This is a genomic window from Streptomyces sp. NPDC048521 (assembly GCF_043199855.1).
Lineage (GTDB): Bacteria > Actinomycetota > Actinomycetes > Streptomycetales > Streptomycetaceae > Streptomyces.
Genome location: NZ_JBICWR010000015.1, coordinates 117,767 through 133,129, shown reverse-complemented (window position 1 = coordinate 133,129; position 15,363 = coordinate 117,767). Strand labels below are relative to the sequence as shown.

The 15,363-nt window shown below is 73.4% G+C and carries 6 protein-coding genes; all 6 read left to right on the top strand.

Annotated elements, in window-relative coordinates; all coding sequences use genetic code 11:
- Positions 1-5: 5 nt before the first annotated feature.
- The 6 genes from ACGFRF_RS30170 to ACGFRF_RS30145 all read left to right on the top strand — a co-directional run bounded on the left by ACGFRF_RS30170 (position 6) and on the right by ACGFRF_RS30145 (position 15,009).
- The gene (locus ACGFRF_RS30170) at positions 6-257 is read left to right on the top strand and encodes an acyl carrier protein (RefSeq protein ID WP_393745303.1); all 252 of its coding nucleotides are present in this window, start codon (positions 6-8) and stop codon (positions 255-257) included.
- A complete protein-coding gene (locus ACGFRF_RS30165) occupies positions 257-1,762 on the top strand; it encodes a class I adenylate-forming enzyme family protein (RefSeq protein ID WP_393745301.1) in 1,506 nt (501 codons plus the stop codon). Before ACGFRF_RS30170 ends, ACGFRF_RS30165 begins: the two co-directional genes overlap by 1 nt.
- Positions 1,763-2,054: 292 nt before the next feature.
- A complete protein-coding gene (locus ACGFRF_RS30160; RefSeq protein ID WP_393745299.1) occupies positions 2,055-5,063 on the top strand; it encodes a glycosyl hydrolase in 3,009 nt (1,002 codons plus the stop codon).
- Between the two features lie 237 nt (positions 5,064-5,300).
- The gene (locus tag ACGFRF_RS30155) at positions 5,301-7,862 is read left to right on the top strand and encodes a beta-L-arabinofuranosidase domain-containing protein (protein ID WP_393745297.1); all 2,562 of its coding nucleotides are present in this window, start codon (positions 5,301-5,303) and stop codon (positions 7,860-7,862) included.
- 35 nt (positions 7,863-7,897) lie between these two features.
- Entirely contained in the window at positions 7,898-11,284 is a 3,387-nt protein-coding gene (locus ACGFRF_RS30150) for a glycosylhydrolase-like jelly roll fold domain-containing protein (protein ID WP_393745295.1), read from the top strand.
- Between the two features lie 458 nt (positions 11,285-11,742).
- Positions 11,743-15,009, top strand: coding sequence for a family 78 glycoside hydrolase catalytic domain (locus tag ACGFRF_RS30145; RefSeq protein ID WP_393745293.1), 3,267 nt, complete (start codon positions 11,743-11,745; stop codon positions 15,007-15,009).
- Positions 15,010-15,363: the final 354 nt, after the last annotated feature.

The following is a 15,363-nucleotide window of genomic DNA, read 5'->3' as shown; positions in this document are numbered from 1 at the left end:
CGGGCATGGGCACCATACGAGAGCTACTCACCGAGCTGACCGGGACGTCGGAGTACGCTGAGAAACTCAGCGACGACACCGATCTGGCCGCCAGCGGCATCGACTCGGGGGACCTCGTCCGACTGATCCTGCTGATCGAGCAGCGCACGGGGGTGGAAATCACCGCCGGGGACATGGAGCACCTGTCCACGATCGCGGACTACGAACGTTTCCTCACCGACCGGGCCGGCTCCGGTGCGCGGCCGGGCAGTGCGTGATGTGGCTGACCCAGCTGCTGCACCGCAACCGTCAGTGCTTCCCCGACCGGACGGCGCTCGTGGACGCGCGCCGTTCGGTCACCTGGGCCGAGCTTGACGACCGGGTGGCCCGGCTCGCCCACGGACTGCTCGGACACGGCATCCGCCCCGGCGACCGGGTGGCCGTCCTCTCCCTGGACCGCATCGAGGTGCTGGAGACGTACTTCGCGTTGGCCCGGCTGGGTGTGCTGTTCGTCCCCCTCAACCACAGCCTCACCCCCGCCGAGGTGACCGCAATCGCGGAGCGCTGCGACCCGGCGGCGGTGATCGGTGAGTCGGCCCTGCTGGAGCGCCACCCGGATCTGCCGGTGCGGATCCGACTGCCCCTGGACGGCCCGGAGTTCGCCGCACTGTGCGAGGCGGACGGGTCGGCACCCGCCGACACCGCACCGGCCCCGGCGGGGACCTCAGGTCTTCCCGACGTGGCGGACGACGCCCTGGCGGCGATCCTGCACACCTCGGCGACCACGGGCCGGGCCAAGGGGGTCGTAGTCGACCACGCCTCCTTCCGGGCCATCGCGCTCGGCTGGCTCGCCCAAGTGCGGCCCACGGACGACATGGTGCTGGTCAACTGCTGCCCGCTGTACCACGGCAGCCTGGTGGTCTCGCTCACCTACATGGCCGCGGGTGCCACCGTGGTGCTCATGCCGGGCTTCCAGCCGCAGCGGGCGCTGGCCGCGATCGCGGGCAACCGGGCCACGCACATCTGGCTCGTGCCACAGATGCTCCGTTTCCTTCTCCGGGCGAAGTCGCTGCGGAGCACGGACCTGTCCAGTCTGCGCGAGGTGCTCTACGGTGCCGCGCCGATGCCCCCGGAGATCCACGCCGAGGCCGCCGAACGGCTCGGCTGCGGCTTCCGGCAGGTCTACGGGATGACCGAGGTGGGCGGTCCGTTCGTCACGCTCGGTCCGGACGAGCACCCCGCGCCGGGCACCGTCGACGTGATCCCGGCCGGCCGGGTGATCCCCGGCATGTCGGTGAGAGCCCTGGACCACAAGGACCGGGAGGCGCCCCCCGGCGTCATCGGGGAGATCTGCGCACGCGGCCCCGGAGTGATGCGCGGTTACTGGAACGACGACAAGGCCACCGCGGACATCACGACGGACGGCTGGATCCGCACCGGCGACCTCGGCTTCGTCGACGGCGAGGGCCGGGTGCATCTGATCGACCGGTGCAAGGACCTGATCATCCGGGCGGGGCAGAACGTCTACCCGAGGGAGATCGAGCAGGCGCTGCGTTCCCACCCCGCGGTGCACGACGCCGCCGTGATCGGGGTGACGGACGCCGACTACGGAGAGGTGCCGCTGGCCTTCGTGGTGGCCGAGGACGGGACGACGGCCGACGAGGTGCAGGCCCACCTGACCGGCCTCCTCGCCGCGTACAAGCGGCCCCAGCGCATCCGGTTCATCGAGGAGGTGCCCAGGAATCCCGCGGGCAAGATCCTCAAGAAGGCGCTGCCCGTCTGACGATGCCAGGGGCGACCACCTGGTCGAACTCGCCTGAACCCCACCGGTGTCGCACCGCCCGAGCGTGACCCGCGTTCGGGCGGTGCGTGTTTCACCGCCAGTGCCCGGCAGGCGGCGTCGCCCGTCGTGACGGGGGCGAACCCCGGCTGTCAGAGCACTGGTTCGGGCCGTGCGCGCGAAGTTACCGGCCGGCCACGTCTTGACCCCCCGGAGCCACAGGCTTAGCGTTCCGGCGTTCACATCGGATTGAAACGATTCAATCCGGTCTCGAGTCATCTTGTGGGGCGCACCTATGCCTGAATTCCTCTCGCAACGTGGCGGGATGTCCCGGCGCACGGTCCTCGCCGTCGCGCTGGCGGCCGGAACCGTCGCCGCCGTCGGTACCGTCTCAACCGGCGCCGCCGCCCTTCCCGCGGACGGTACCGCCGGGCCGGCCGCCGACTGGTTCGCGCGCCCGCCGCGCTCCGTGCGTCCCAAGTTCCGCTGGTGGTGGCCCGACGGCCTCGTCGACCCCGACGAGATCGCCCGAGAGATCGACCAGATCGCGGACGCGGGCTTCGGCGGAGCCGAGATCGCCGCCGTCCACCACAGCGTCAAGAACAAGTCCCTGCTGGACACCGAGCACCACGGGTGGGGCAGCGCACCCTGGCGCGCAGGAGTCGAGGCGGCCCTGAGCCGGGCGGCCAGACGCGGCCTCACCGTCGACCTCACCCTCGGCCCCAGCTGGCCCGTGGCCGTGCCCGGCGTCACCCCCGACGACGAGGCCGCCGCCCAGGAACTCGCCCACGGCCGCGTCACGGTGACCGGCGGAACCGCCTACCGGGGCCCGGTCCCGCCGCCGGTGCACGCGGCGGCGGCCGGCGTCACCCGCCAGAGTCTCCTCGCCGTCCAGGCCGCCCGGATCAACCCGGCCTACTCCACCCGCAAGGAGACCGGGCTCGACCTCGACAGCGTCCGCGACCTGACCTCCTCCGTCACCGACGGCACGCTCTCCTGGACGGCCCCCGCCGACGGGGACTGGGCGCTGATCTCCTACTGGCGGCGCGGTTCCGGCCAGCAGCCGGAATCCGGGCCGCACTCCGCGCCCGCCGCCTACGTCGTCGACCACTTCAGCGCGGCCGGCACCGCCGCGGTCACCGGCTTCTGGGAGCGGGCCGTGCTGACCGACTCCCTGCGCAGCCTGCTGAAGGCGGCGGGCGGCGCGTTCTTCGAGGACTCCATCGAGATGGAGACCGACGGGCTGACCTGGACCCCACTGCTGCCGCGAGCCTTCGAGGAGCGCACGGGACGGCCGCTGCTGCCGTACCTGCCCGCCCTGGTCCTGGACAACAGCAACCAGGTCTTCGCCTTCGAGGCCCAGCTGACCCGGCAGGTCCGGCACGACTTCTGGGCGACCGTCTCCGACCTGTTCAACCGGCACCACGTGCGCGCCCTGCGGGACTGGGCGCACTCCCTCGGCATGAGCCTGCGCGCCCAACCGTACGGGCTGCAGACCGACGCCATCGAGTCCGCCGCGCTGCTGGACATCCCCGAGGGCGAGTCCCTCGGCTTCAAGAACCTCGACGACTTCCGCTGCCTGGCCGGTGGCCGGGACATGGCCGGCCACACCGTGCTGTCCTGCGAGTCCGGCGCCTACAACGGCTCGGCCTACAGCACCACCTGGGACCGCTTCCTGCGCACCATGGGCGGCGCCTACGCGGCGGGCGTCAACCAGACCGTCGTGCACGGCTTCTCCTACGCCACCGCCCCGGAGGCCCAGTGGCCCGGCTTCGCGGCGTTCAGCCCCTACAACGGCGCCCCCGGCTACGGCGAGTCATGGGGCCCCCGGCAGCCCACCTGGCGGCACGTCGAGGACATCGCCGGCTACCTGGGCCGCGTGCACCGCGTCCTGCAGTGCGGCACCGTCCGCGCGGACGTCGCCGTCTTCCGGCAGACCGGCTACACCGCCACGGGCATCGGCGCGTCCTGGTTCACGGCCACCGGCGTCCCGCTCGGCTGGACGCACCAGTTCCTCAGCGGCCCCCTGCTCGACCTGCCGAACGCCACGGTCTCCGACGGCCGGCTCGCCCCGGACGGCCCCGCCTACAAGGCGCTGTTCGTCGAAGGGGACTTCTTCTACGGCTCCACCCCGACCCTCGCCCTGGCCGACGCCCGCAAGCTGCTCACGCTGGCACGGGCCGGCCTGCCCATGGTGCTGCTCGGCGCCTTCGACCAGGCGCTCACCCCGGGCGTCCCCGGTGCCGGCGAGACCGACGAACTGCGCGCGGTGCTCACCCGGCTGCTCGCGCTGCCGAACGTCGTCCGCGTCACGGACAAGGCGGCGGTCGGCGACGCCCTCGCCGGCCTCGGCGTCACCGCCGACGTGCGGCACGCCACCGCGTCCACCCTCCTCAACGCCCACCGGGTCACCAAGGACGCGGACTTCTACTACTTCTGCAACGGCAAGCACGCCGAGACCGTCAAGCCGCCCGTCGCGGCCATCGACCACGACGTCACCCTGCGCCGCACCGTGGGCGGCCACACGGTGCCGTACCTGCTCGACCCGTGGAGCGGCGAGGTGGTCCGCCTCGCCCGCTACACCGAGGACGGCGACGACGTCACCCTGCGCATCAGCCTCCAGCCGGGCCAGACGACGATCGTCGCGCTGGGCCGGCCGGGACTCTTCGGCGACCGGCTCGGCAGCCGCCCGCACGCCGTCGCCACCGACGCCGACCAGGTGCTGTTCACCGAGCGGGGGCTGACCGTCCGCGCCGGCGCCGCGGGCACGTACACCACCCGTCTGTCCCAGGGCCGCACGGTCACCACCACGCTCCCGCCGGTGCCCGCCTCCATCGTGCCGGGCCGCTGGGAGCTGGACGTCGAGGACTGGTACCCCGGATCCTCCCCGGCCCGCACCGAGACCGTGCGGCGCACGCTGACCCTCGACACCCTGCTGCCCTGGTCGCAGATCCCGCAGCTCGCGGACTGCGCCGGCATCGGCCGGTACCGCACCACGGTCGTCCTCCCGGCCGACTGGAGCGACGCCCACGGCGCCGTACTGGAGCTGGGACAGGTCAGCGACACGGTCCGGGTCACGGTCAACGGCACCCGGACCGCACCCGTCGACCGCATCCACCCGGTCGTCGACCTCGGGGCGCTGCTGCGGGCGGGCGAGAACACCGTCGAGATCGAGGTGGCCACGCCGCTGATCAACCGTCTCCGGGTGACGCGGCCCGAGGTCTTCGGGACCACCGCCCGGCAGGCCTACGGGCTGACCGGTCCGGTCCGGCTGGTGCCGTACGCCCAGGCCACCGTCGAGTGACCCCTCGAGGCGCACCGGCCACCGGTGCGCCCCGCCCGGCCCTCATGGCACGGCCGCCGGAGGGCCACGTCGTCGATCCACCTGCTTTGAACGATTCAACCCCGCCTTCCTCCCCGCCCTCCTCCCCGCCCTCCTCCCCGACCGAGCGTCCTGGTCCGCGACCGAGCGTCCTCGTCCCCGCTCGGGCCACCCCCCGTTCCGGAAGTCAGTGCCGTCTACCCGAAGGGAAACCGTCCTGTGCCCGCACAGCACCACGGATCGCGCCCGTCCCGACGCCACGTCCTGTTCGCCGCCTCCGCCGCGGCGGCCCTCACCGTACTGCCGGTGACTCCGGCGGCCGCCGCCGAGCCGCCCGGCGCGGCACGGTCCGCGCCGACGCCGCCCCTCACCCCGTTCCCGCTCTCCGCCGTCCGGCTGCTGGAGAGCCCGTTCCTCGCCAACATGCGCCGCACGTGCGCCTACCTGCTCTTCGTCGACATCGACCGGCTGCTGCACACCTTCCGGCTGAACGTGGGCCTGCCGTCCTCGGCGGAGCCCTGCGGCGGCTGGGAGGCCCCCACCGTCCAGCTCCGCGGCCACACCACCGGGCACCTGCTCAGCGCCCTGGCCCAGGCACACGCCAACACCGGTGACACCGCCTACGCCGACAAGGGGCGCCGGCTCGTCGCGGCGCTGGCCGAGTGCCAGCAGGCCGGGCCAGCGGCCGGCTTCCACCGCGGATACCTCTCCGCGTTCCCGGAGACGGTCTTCGACCAGCTGGAGGCGGGCGGCAGGCCCTGGGCGCCGTACTACACGCTGCACAAGATCATGGCCGGTCTGCTCGACCAGTACCGGCTGAGCGGCAACCGGCAGGCGCTCACGGTGCTGCTGGAGATGGCGGCCTGGGCGGACGCGCGCACCGCACCGCTGTCCCGGGAGCGGATGCAGAGCGTGCTGAAGGTCGAGTTCGGCGGCATGAACGACGTCCTGACCCGGCTGTACCTGGAGACCGGGGACCCGGTGCACCTGCGCACCGCCCGGCGCTTCGACCACGAGGAGCTGTACGCGCCGCTCGCCGCGGGCCGCGACGAACTCGCCGGACGGCACGCCAACACCGAGATCGCCAAGGTGGTCGGCACGGTGCCGGGCTACGAGGCCACGGGCGACGCCCGCTACCTGGACATCGCCGACACCTTCTGGACCCACGTGGTGGACCACCACTCGTACGTCATCGGTGGCAACTCCAACCAGGAGCTGTTCGGCCCGCCCGACGAGATCGTCAGCCGGCTCTCCGACGTCACCTGCGAGAACTGCAACAGCTACAACATGCTCAAGCTCGGCAGGCACCTGTTCCTGCACCGGCCGCAGCGCACCGCCTACATGGACCACTACGAGTGGACCCTGTACAACCAGATGCTCGGCGAACAGGACCCCGACTCCGAGCACGGGTTCGTCACCTACTACACCGGCCTGTGGGCCGGCTCCCAGCGGCAGCCCAAGGGCGGACTCGGCGCCGCTCCCGGCAGCTACAGCGGCGACTACGACAACTTCTCCTGCGACCACGGCACCGGCCTGGAGACCCACACCAAGTTCGCCGACACCGTCTACTTCCGCGGCGTCGGCACCGACCGGCCGACGCTGTACGTCAACCTGTTCATTCCCTCGGAACTGCGCTGGCAGGAAACGGGAGTGACGATCCGTCAGGATACGTCTTACCCGACCGGCGACCGCACCCGCCTCACCGTCACCGCGGGACAGGCGCGCTTCAGCCTCCGCCTCCGCATCCCCGGCTGGGTCGCCGCCACCGGCAGGCCCGCCGTCCTGAAGGTCAACGGCCTCCCCGTCACCGCCCGCCTCCGGCCCGGCACGTACGCCGACGTGGAACGGCAATGGCACCCCGGCGACACCGTCGACCTCGTCCTGCCCCGGGTGCCGGTCTGGCACCCGGCGCCCGACAATCCGCAGGTGCAGGCGCTGTCGTACGGCCCGCTCGTGCTGGCCGGCGAGTACGGCGACACTCCGCCGGCCACACTGCCCACCATCAGCCCCGCCGGCCTGAGCGCCGCCTCCGCGGGCGGGACCGCCTTCACCGCGCTCGCCGACGACCGGGAGGTGTCCCTGCGGCCCTTCCACGAGGTCCACCACCAGCGCTACAACGTCTACTGGGCCGTGCCACCGCGCCGCACACCCGAACGGGACGTCGTCCGCTACCCGTTGGACGAGGGCTGTGGCACGACCGCCGCGGACCGCACCCGGACCTTCCCCGACGCCGCGCTGGTCGGCGGCGCCGCCTGGAGCACGGACGGCGGGAACCCCTGCGTGACCCTTGACGGCCTGGGCGGCCACCTCCTGCTCCCGCCCGGCCTGCCCAGCGCACTCGACGAGCTGACCGTCGCCGTGCGCGTCCGCGTCGACACCCTCGTGCCCTCGGCCCGCGTCTTCGACCTCGGCTACCACAAGGACACCTACCTGTTCCTCGCCGCGGCCACCGGCGCCGGACGCGCCCGCGCCGCGCTGAAGATCGCCGGGATGAAGGTGGAGGACGTCATCGACGCCACCGGCCCGCTGCCGGTCGGCCGCTGGACCCATGTGGCGCTCACCCTCGCGGGCGGCACCGGCGTGCTCTACATCGACGGCCGGGAGGCCGGGCGGAACAACAGCATGGTCGCCGGTCCCCTCCTGCTCGGCCGTACCAGCCGCAACTATGTGGGCCGCTCCCAGAACAGCGCCCACCCCTACCTGCACGGGGCCGTCCGCGATGTCCGGCTGCACAACCGTGCCCTGACCGCCGCCGGCGTGCTGGCCCTCGCCCAGGGCTGACCTTCGCGTTCCCCCTCGACACCAGGAGCTTCGCCATGCCCGACAACGCCCTGTCCAGACGCCGGTTCGTGGCCGCGGCCGGCGCCACCGGCACCCTGCTCGCGGTGGGCCTGCCCGGCACCGCCCGCGCCGCCGGCTCACCCACCGCACCCGATACCACCGCCTGGTCGGCGAGCCGGTTCGCCGACCCGCGCCGTGACAGCCGCCCCACCGTCTACTGGTACTGGAACGGTCCCGTCACCCCCGACCTGGTCGACCGCCAGCTCGCGGACCTGCGGTCCAAGGGCATGTACGAGGTGGTCCTCTTCCCCTTCGACAACGCCGAGATGCTGCCGGTGTTCTTCACCGAGGACTGGTTCGCCGTCGTCGGACACGTGCTGGAGACCGCCGAGCGCACCGGCATGCGGGTGTGGATCTTCAACGACGACCACTTCCCGAGCGGCCGGGCCGGGGAGTTCATCGTCAACGGCGGCCGGGTCGGCGCCCGCACCTACGCGCCGCGCCCGGATCTGCGCCTGAAGGCGCTGTGGCGTTCGACCACCGTCGTGCACGGCCCCGCAACGGTCGACCTGCTGCGCAGCACCGGCGTCGGCGTCGAGGCCGGCCGCCTGGTCGCCGACGGCACGGTTCTCGCCGGGGCCGCCGTCCTGCGCGGCAGCGACGGCTGGGGCGACTGCACCGTCACCGGCAGCGCCAAGGCCGAGCACACCGCGGCCGGCCTCGTCGTGCGGGCGTCCGCCGACGGCGGCAGCGGATACGCCGTCGCCTTCGACCAGACCGGCGTCGTCACCGTCCAGCGCCTCACGCCCGGCTCCGACCCGGTCGAGCTGCTGCGCAGCAGACGCACCGACGGGTTCAACAAGACCAAGTTCCACACGCTCCGGGTCACCGTGCGGGGCACGGCGCTGTCCGTCACCCTCGACGGCGTCGACAAGGGCAGCGTCGACGATGCCGCCCACACCACCGGCGGCGTCGGTGTCCGCGCCGTCGACGACCAGCGGGCCCTGTGGGACAGCCTCGCGGTGACCGCCGCCGACGGCACCGCCCTCTACCAGGCCACGTACGACGAGCCCGCCGCCGCGGGCGACTTCCCCGACCGCGCCCTGCCCGGCACGGGCATCACCGTCGCCGCGGCGGCCGCCCGGCCCGCCGGCCAGGGCGACGGCGACGACGTCGTCGAGCTGACGGACGAACTGGCGGACGGGCACACCTGGCAGGCGCCGGCGGGCACGTGGCAGGTCGACGTGTTCGGCGGCGTCGTCCTCGTCGACGACTCCCAGGGCTACAGCCGCGGTTACGTCGACCTGCTCGACGACGAACCGGTCGACCTGTTCCTGGACATCGTGCCGGGTGAGTACCACCGCCGCTTCGGCCGGCACTTCGGCACGGTCGTCCCCGGCTTCTGGGACGACGAGCCCTTCTTCGCCTCGGCCGAGGCCCACTTCAAGCGGCTGCCCTGGTCGCCCACCCTCGACCGGGCCCTGCGCGCGGTCGGCGTCACCCCCGGCCTCGCCTACGCGAGCGCGTTCGACGACCTGGGCCGCGCGGGACGCATCGCCCGGGGACGGTACTGGCGGGCCGTCTCCGACCGCTTCGCCGCCGCGTTCGAGAAGCAGTCCCGCTGGTACGAGGAGCGGGGCGTCGCCCTGATCACCAACCCGCTCTACGACGAGACCGCCCCCGCCAAGCGCATCCCGTCCACCGGCGACCTGCACAAGGTCAACCAGTGGGCGCAGGTGCCCGGCGGCGACATCATCACCGCCGAGTACGTCGCCGGCCGGCCCACCATGATCCCCCGCAACCCGGCCTCCGTCGCCCACCAGCAGGGCCGGGAGCGGGCCCTGCTGGAGATGTTCGGCAACATGGGCTGGCAGGTCACCCCCGCCTTCGTGCACGCCACCGTCGGCGCGCAGGCCACGCGCGGCATCAACCTGACCGTGCTGCACGCCCTGTGGACCGACGAGACCCGGGTGTACTTCCCGCCGCCGTTCGGGCCGCGCGCCCCCTGGTGGTGGGCGATGCGGCCGCTCGCCGAGTGGATCGGACGCGTCATGGAGGCCGGCCGCGGCACCTCTGCCGCCCGCACCGCGCTGCTGCAGCCGCAGCGCGCCGCCGAACAGTGGACCGGCACCGCACGCCAGCAGGACGTCGACGGCCCGCTCGCGGACACGGCCTACGCCCTCGAACGTGCCCAGGTCGACTTCGACCTGCTCCACGAGGGCGCCCTCAGCGGCGACCCCGCCCTCCTCGCCCACGCACAGGTGCGCGGCGGACGGCTCGTCGTCGGGGCGGCCGCCTACGACCTCGTGGTGGTGCCCCCGGCACCGACGCTGGACGCGGCCGGTCTGCGGGTGCTGCGGGCCTTCGCCGAGGCGGGCGGTACCGTCGTCGCGGTCGGCGCCCTCGACAGTGACGACGCCGACGGCAACGACCGGTCCCTGGCACACGGTCTCGCCGACCTCTTCGGCGACCGGCTGCCGGGCACCCGTCCCCTGGGCCGCGGCAGCGCCGTACGCGTCGCCGACACCGCCGGGCTGGCCGCGGCCGCCCACGCCGCCGGAGCGGCCGCCGCCGTCCTGGACCCGCCGCAGGACGCCGTCCGGGTGCTGCGGGTGCGCCGGGCCGCCGACACCGTCTTCCTCGTCAACAACGAGAGCGGCGCGCCGGTGCGGACGGTGGCCACGCTCCCCGCGTCCGGCGCGCCGGAACTGTGGGACCCCGCCACCGGCACCGGGGGCCCGGCGCCCCTGCACACCAGCGGCCACGACGCCGTGCGGCTGCCGCTGACCCTGGAGCCGTACCAGACCCTCGTCGCCGTGGTGCACGCCGGCACCCGGCCCGGACCGCACCTCACCGACTCCCCGCTGCCGGTCCTCGGCGTCGAACGGCAGGGCACCGGCCTGACCGCGACCGTCGAGGCGGACACCCCCGGCACCTACACCCTCACCGGCACCGACGGCAGCCACCGCTACCGCGGCACCGTGCGCGTCGACGACCCGCTCACCCCGCTCCCGGTGACCGGTGACTGGACCCTCATGCTCGAACGGGACGGCGCCACCCCGGTCACCGGGCCCCTGGGCAGTTGGACCGGGCGCGACCCGCTGTTCTCCGGTACCGGCGCGTACGTCACGGACATCGACGTCGACGCCGCCCGGCTCGACGGACTCCGCGTCCTGCTCGACCTCGGCGACGTGCGCGACGTCGCGGAGGTCACGGTGAACGGCCGGACGCTGGCTCCGCTGCTGTGGGCGCCGTTCACGGCCGACGTCACCGGACTGCTGCGCACGGGCCGCAACACGGTGCGGGTCCGCGTGGCCAACACGCTGTCCAACGAGCGCAACAAGCCGCTCCCGTCCGGCCTCCTCGGGCCCGTGACCCTGCGCTTCAGGCGCCGCGTCACCGCCACGCTCCACCGCATCTGACACCCCGTCACCTTTTGCAAGGAGCCGCCATGCGCAGACCGCGCTTGCGCCAGGAGCACAGGCCGACCGCACTCCTGGCCGCCACCACCGCCCTCGTCACCCTGCCGGCCGGCGCCGTCACCGCCACGCTCCACCGCACCTGACACCCCGTCACCTTTTGCAAGGAGCCGCCATGCGCAGACCGCGCTTGCGCCAGGAGCACAGACCGACCGCACTCCTGGCCGCCACCACCGCCCTCGTCACCCTGCCGGCCGGCGCCGTCACCGCCACGCTCCACCGCACCTGACACCCCGTCACCTTTTGCAAGGAGCCGCCATGCGCAGACCGCGCTTGCGCCAGGAGCACAGACCGACCGCACTCCTGGCCGCCACCACCGCCCTCGTCACCCTGCCGGCCGGCGCCGTCACCGCCACGCTCCACCGCACCTGACACCCCGTCACCTTCTGCAAGGAGCCGCCATGCGCAGACCGCGCTTGCGCCAGGAGCACAGACCGACCGCACTCCTGGCCGCCACCACCGCCCTCGTCACCCTGCTGGCCGGCGCCGTCACCGCCGAGGCCGCCGCCCCCGGCACCATCTCCCCGACCCGGCTGCGGAGCCAGCACCTCACCCGGGCGCTGGGCATCGACGACACCACACCCGACCTCAGCTGGCAGACCACCGCCACCGCACCGGACACCCGGCAGACCGCCTACCGCGTGCAGGCCGCCACCTCGCCGGGCCTGCTGAACGCCTCCCGGCCCGACCTGTGGGACTCCGGGAAGGTCGGCTCGACCACGCCCGCGACGACGTACGCGGGCAAGGACATCGGCTCGAGAACCCGCGTCTACTGGCGCGTCATGCTCTGGTCCCAGCGCGGACCGCAGCACTCGGCCTGGAGCCGGCCCGCCGTCTTCGAGACCGGCCTGACCCGGCCGTCCGACTGGGGCGCCGACTGGATCACCCACCCCGCCTGGCAACTGAGCGAGCGCACCGTCGAACCCGTCGTCGTCCGCCTGCCCCGCACCACCGCCCGCTACGTGCGTCTCGACGTCACCAGGCTCGGACTCCCGCTCGCCGAGAGCTTCCCGGACCGCACCTGGCGCCTCCAGCTCGGTGAGATCGACCTGCGCGACTCCGCCACCTCCACCACCGGCCTCGCCCGCGGCGCCGCCGTCACCGCCTCCGAGAGCAACACCGTCCGCAAGACCTGGGAACCGGCGCTGGCGGTCGACGGTCTGCCCAACAGCGCCCTGCAGACCGCGGCCGGATACGCGAGCGCCGCCCACACCGGACCGGACGTCTCCGCCGCGCCCGTGACGCTCACCCTCGACCTCAAGAGCACCAAGACCTTCGACGAGATCGCCCTCTACCCGCGCGCCGACGTCCTCACGGACGACGGCCGCGTCCCCGGCTTCCCCGTCGACTACGCCGTCTCCGCCGCCGACGCGGCGAGCGGCCCCTTCACCTCCCTCGCGCAGGTCACCGGCCGGCAGCCGCCCACGCCCTATCTGCCGGCCGGACTGCCGCTGCTCACCGACGACTTCACACTGCCGCAGGACGCGCGCAGCGCCCGCCTGTACATCGCGGGCCTCGGCGTCTACGACGCCACCCTCAACGGCAGGCCGGTCGGCGACGCCGTCCTGGAGCCCGCCAACACCACCTACGCCCAGCGCGTCCAGTACGCCACGTACGACGTGACCGACCTGCTGCGCGCCGGGGCCAACACCGTCGGCGTCGCCCTCGGCAACGGCATGGCCAATGTCGTCAGCACCGCCGACCGCTACCGCAAGCTGTACGGCAACCTCAGCGACCCCAAGCTCATCGCCCGCCTGGAGGTCACCCTCGCCGACGGCAGCGTCCGCACCGTCACCAGCGGCGACGGCTGGCGCACCACGCTCGGCCCCACCACCGCCGGCAACTGGTACGGCGGTGAGGACTACGACGCCCGCCGCGAGATCCCGCGGTGGGACGAGCCCGGCGGCGACCGGCACGCCTGGCCGCACGCGGTGGCGGTGAGCGCACCAGGAACGGCCGACCGGCCCGCCGTCCTCAGCGCCCGCGAGACCGAACCAGTCAAGGTCGTGCAGACCCTCACCGGCACCGAGGTCGCCGGCGCGGACAGCCGCGTCTTCGACCTCGGACGCAACATCGCCGGCTGGCCCCAGCTCACCGTCGACGCCCCCGCCGGCACCACGGTCCGCGTCTACCCGGCCGAAAGCCTCAAGGACGGTCACGCGTTCCAGTCGATCAGCAACGTCGGCGCGCCCCTGTGGGACAGCTACACCACCCGCGGTGACGGCAGCGAGACCTGGCACCCCCGCTTCGGCTACCACGGCTTCCGCTACCTGGAGGTCAAGGGCCTGCCCGAGGGTGCGACGGTCACCGTCCGCGGCGAGGTCCTGCGCACCGCCAACGCCCCGGCCGGCGACTTCACCAGCTCCGACCCGCTGATCAACGACATCCACGGGCTGATCCGGCGGGCCATCGAGGGCAACATGATGAGCGTCCTCACCGACTGCCCGAGCCGGGAGAAACTGGGCTGGCTCGAACAGGACCAGCTCGTCTTCCCCGCCCTCGCCGCCAATTACGACATGCAGGCCTACCTGCGCAAGATCGTCCGCGACATGGCGGACGCACAGACCACCGACGGGCTGATCCCCAGCACCGTCCCCGAGTACACCAGCCTGCCCGGCGCCTACCGCAACGACTCCAACTGGGGAGGCGCCTTCGTCCTCGTCCCCTGGCAGCTCTACACCACCTACGGCGACCGGCAGACCCTCCAGACGTACTACCCGCGGATGCGCGCGTACGCGGCCTTCCTCGAACGGCAGGTCAGCGGGGGCATCCTCGACTACGGGCTGGGCGACTGGTTCACCCCCGACCGCACCTTCCCGCGCGCCGTCGCCGGCACCTACGGCTACTGGCGGGTCGTCGACGCCCTGAGCCGCATCGCCGGTGTCCTCGGCGACGCGGAGGCCGCCGCCACCTACCGGGCCAAGGCCGACGCCGGCGCCACGGCACTGGCCGCCAAGTACTACGACGCCGCCACCGGGACCTTCGGCGGGGGCGGCCAGGGCGCCGAGGCGCTCGCCCTGGACATGGGCGCCTACCCGGCAGGGGAACGCGACCGCCTGCTCGCCCACTTCACCTCGTCCGTGCGGAACGCCGGCTACCACCTGCTGCTGGGCGAGATCTCCCTGCCCGCGGCCTTCCGCGTGCTCAGCGCCGCCGGCCGGGACGACATCGTCCACGCCGTCGCCACGCAGACGACCAGCCCCAGCTACGGCTACCAGGTGAGGGCCGGCAACACCACTCTGGGCGAGTCCTGGGACGGCGGCCCCGGCCAGTCGCAGAACCACTTCATGCTCGGCGCGATCGACTCCTGGTTCACCACCCGGGTCGCCGGCCTCTCGCAGACCGCCGACTCCGTCGCCTACGCCGAACTGCTCGTCGACCCGGCCGTGGAGGGCGACATGACGTCCGCGTCCGCCTCCCACCGCACCCCCTACGGCACCGCCCGCACCGCCTGGCAGCGGGACGCCGACACCTTCCGGCTGACGGTCGACGTCCCGGCCGGCAGCACCGCGGAGGTCCACGTCCCCGCGACCGAGGGCTCCGTGCGGGCACCGGAAGGGGCGCGGCTGCTGCGCACGGACAGCGCGGAGGCGGTGTACCAGGTCGGCTCGGGCCACTGGGAGTTCGGCTCGGCCCTGCCGGCGACCGGGTCACCGACCGTGAACTGACGGCGCATCAGACAGCCTCCGGCGCATCCTTGCCGGCCCCGGGGCCCGGTCGTCGTCCGACCGGGCCCCCGCGGGGGGCGGAGACGGCTCATCCACGTCTGGGCTCAGGTGCTGTTCCACCCGTACCGGCCGGGCCGGCGGACGGTGTCCCGGCGGCACCGCACGGTGCACGCCATGCCCGAGCTGTCGTTCCAGGCGTCTCGGGCACGCGGCACGCCGTCGAGCGGATCCTGGCCGGCCGCCCTCACCCGGACGGGTTCGTCACGGCCAGGCAGGCGACGGAAGCCGTTCGGCCGAGCCACGGTCCGTGCGGGCACCGGCAGTGCCGCCACGGGCTGGGACAAATCACTGCTA

What these genes read in the sequence shown, in the direction of transcription:
- ACGFRF_RS30170 (WP_393745303.1), top strand. Translation starts at nt 6, where the DNA reads ATGGGCACCATACGAGAGCTACTCACCGAGCTGACCGGGACGTCGGAG.
- ACGFRF_RS30165 (WP_393745301.1), top strand. Translation starts at nt 257, where the DNA reads ATGTGGCTGACCCAGCTGCTGCACCGCAACCGTCAGTGCTTCCCCGAC.
- ACGFRF_RS30160 (WP_393745299.1), top strand. Translation starts at nt 2,055, where the DNA reads ATGCCTGAATTCCTCTCGCAACGTGGCGGGATGTCCCGGCGCACGGTC.
- ACGFRF_RS30150 (WP_393745295.1), top strand. Translation starts at nt 7,898, where the DNA reads ATGCCCGACAACGCCCTGTCCAGACGCCGGTTCGTGGCCGCGGCCGGC.
- ACGFRF_RS30145 (WP_393745293.1), top strand. Translation starts at nt 11,743, where the DNA reads ATGCGCAGACCGCGCTTGCGCCAGGAGCACAGACCGACCGCACTCCTG.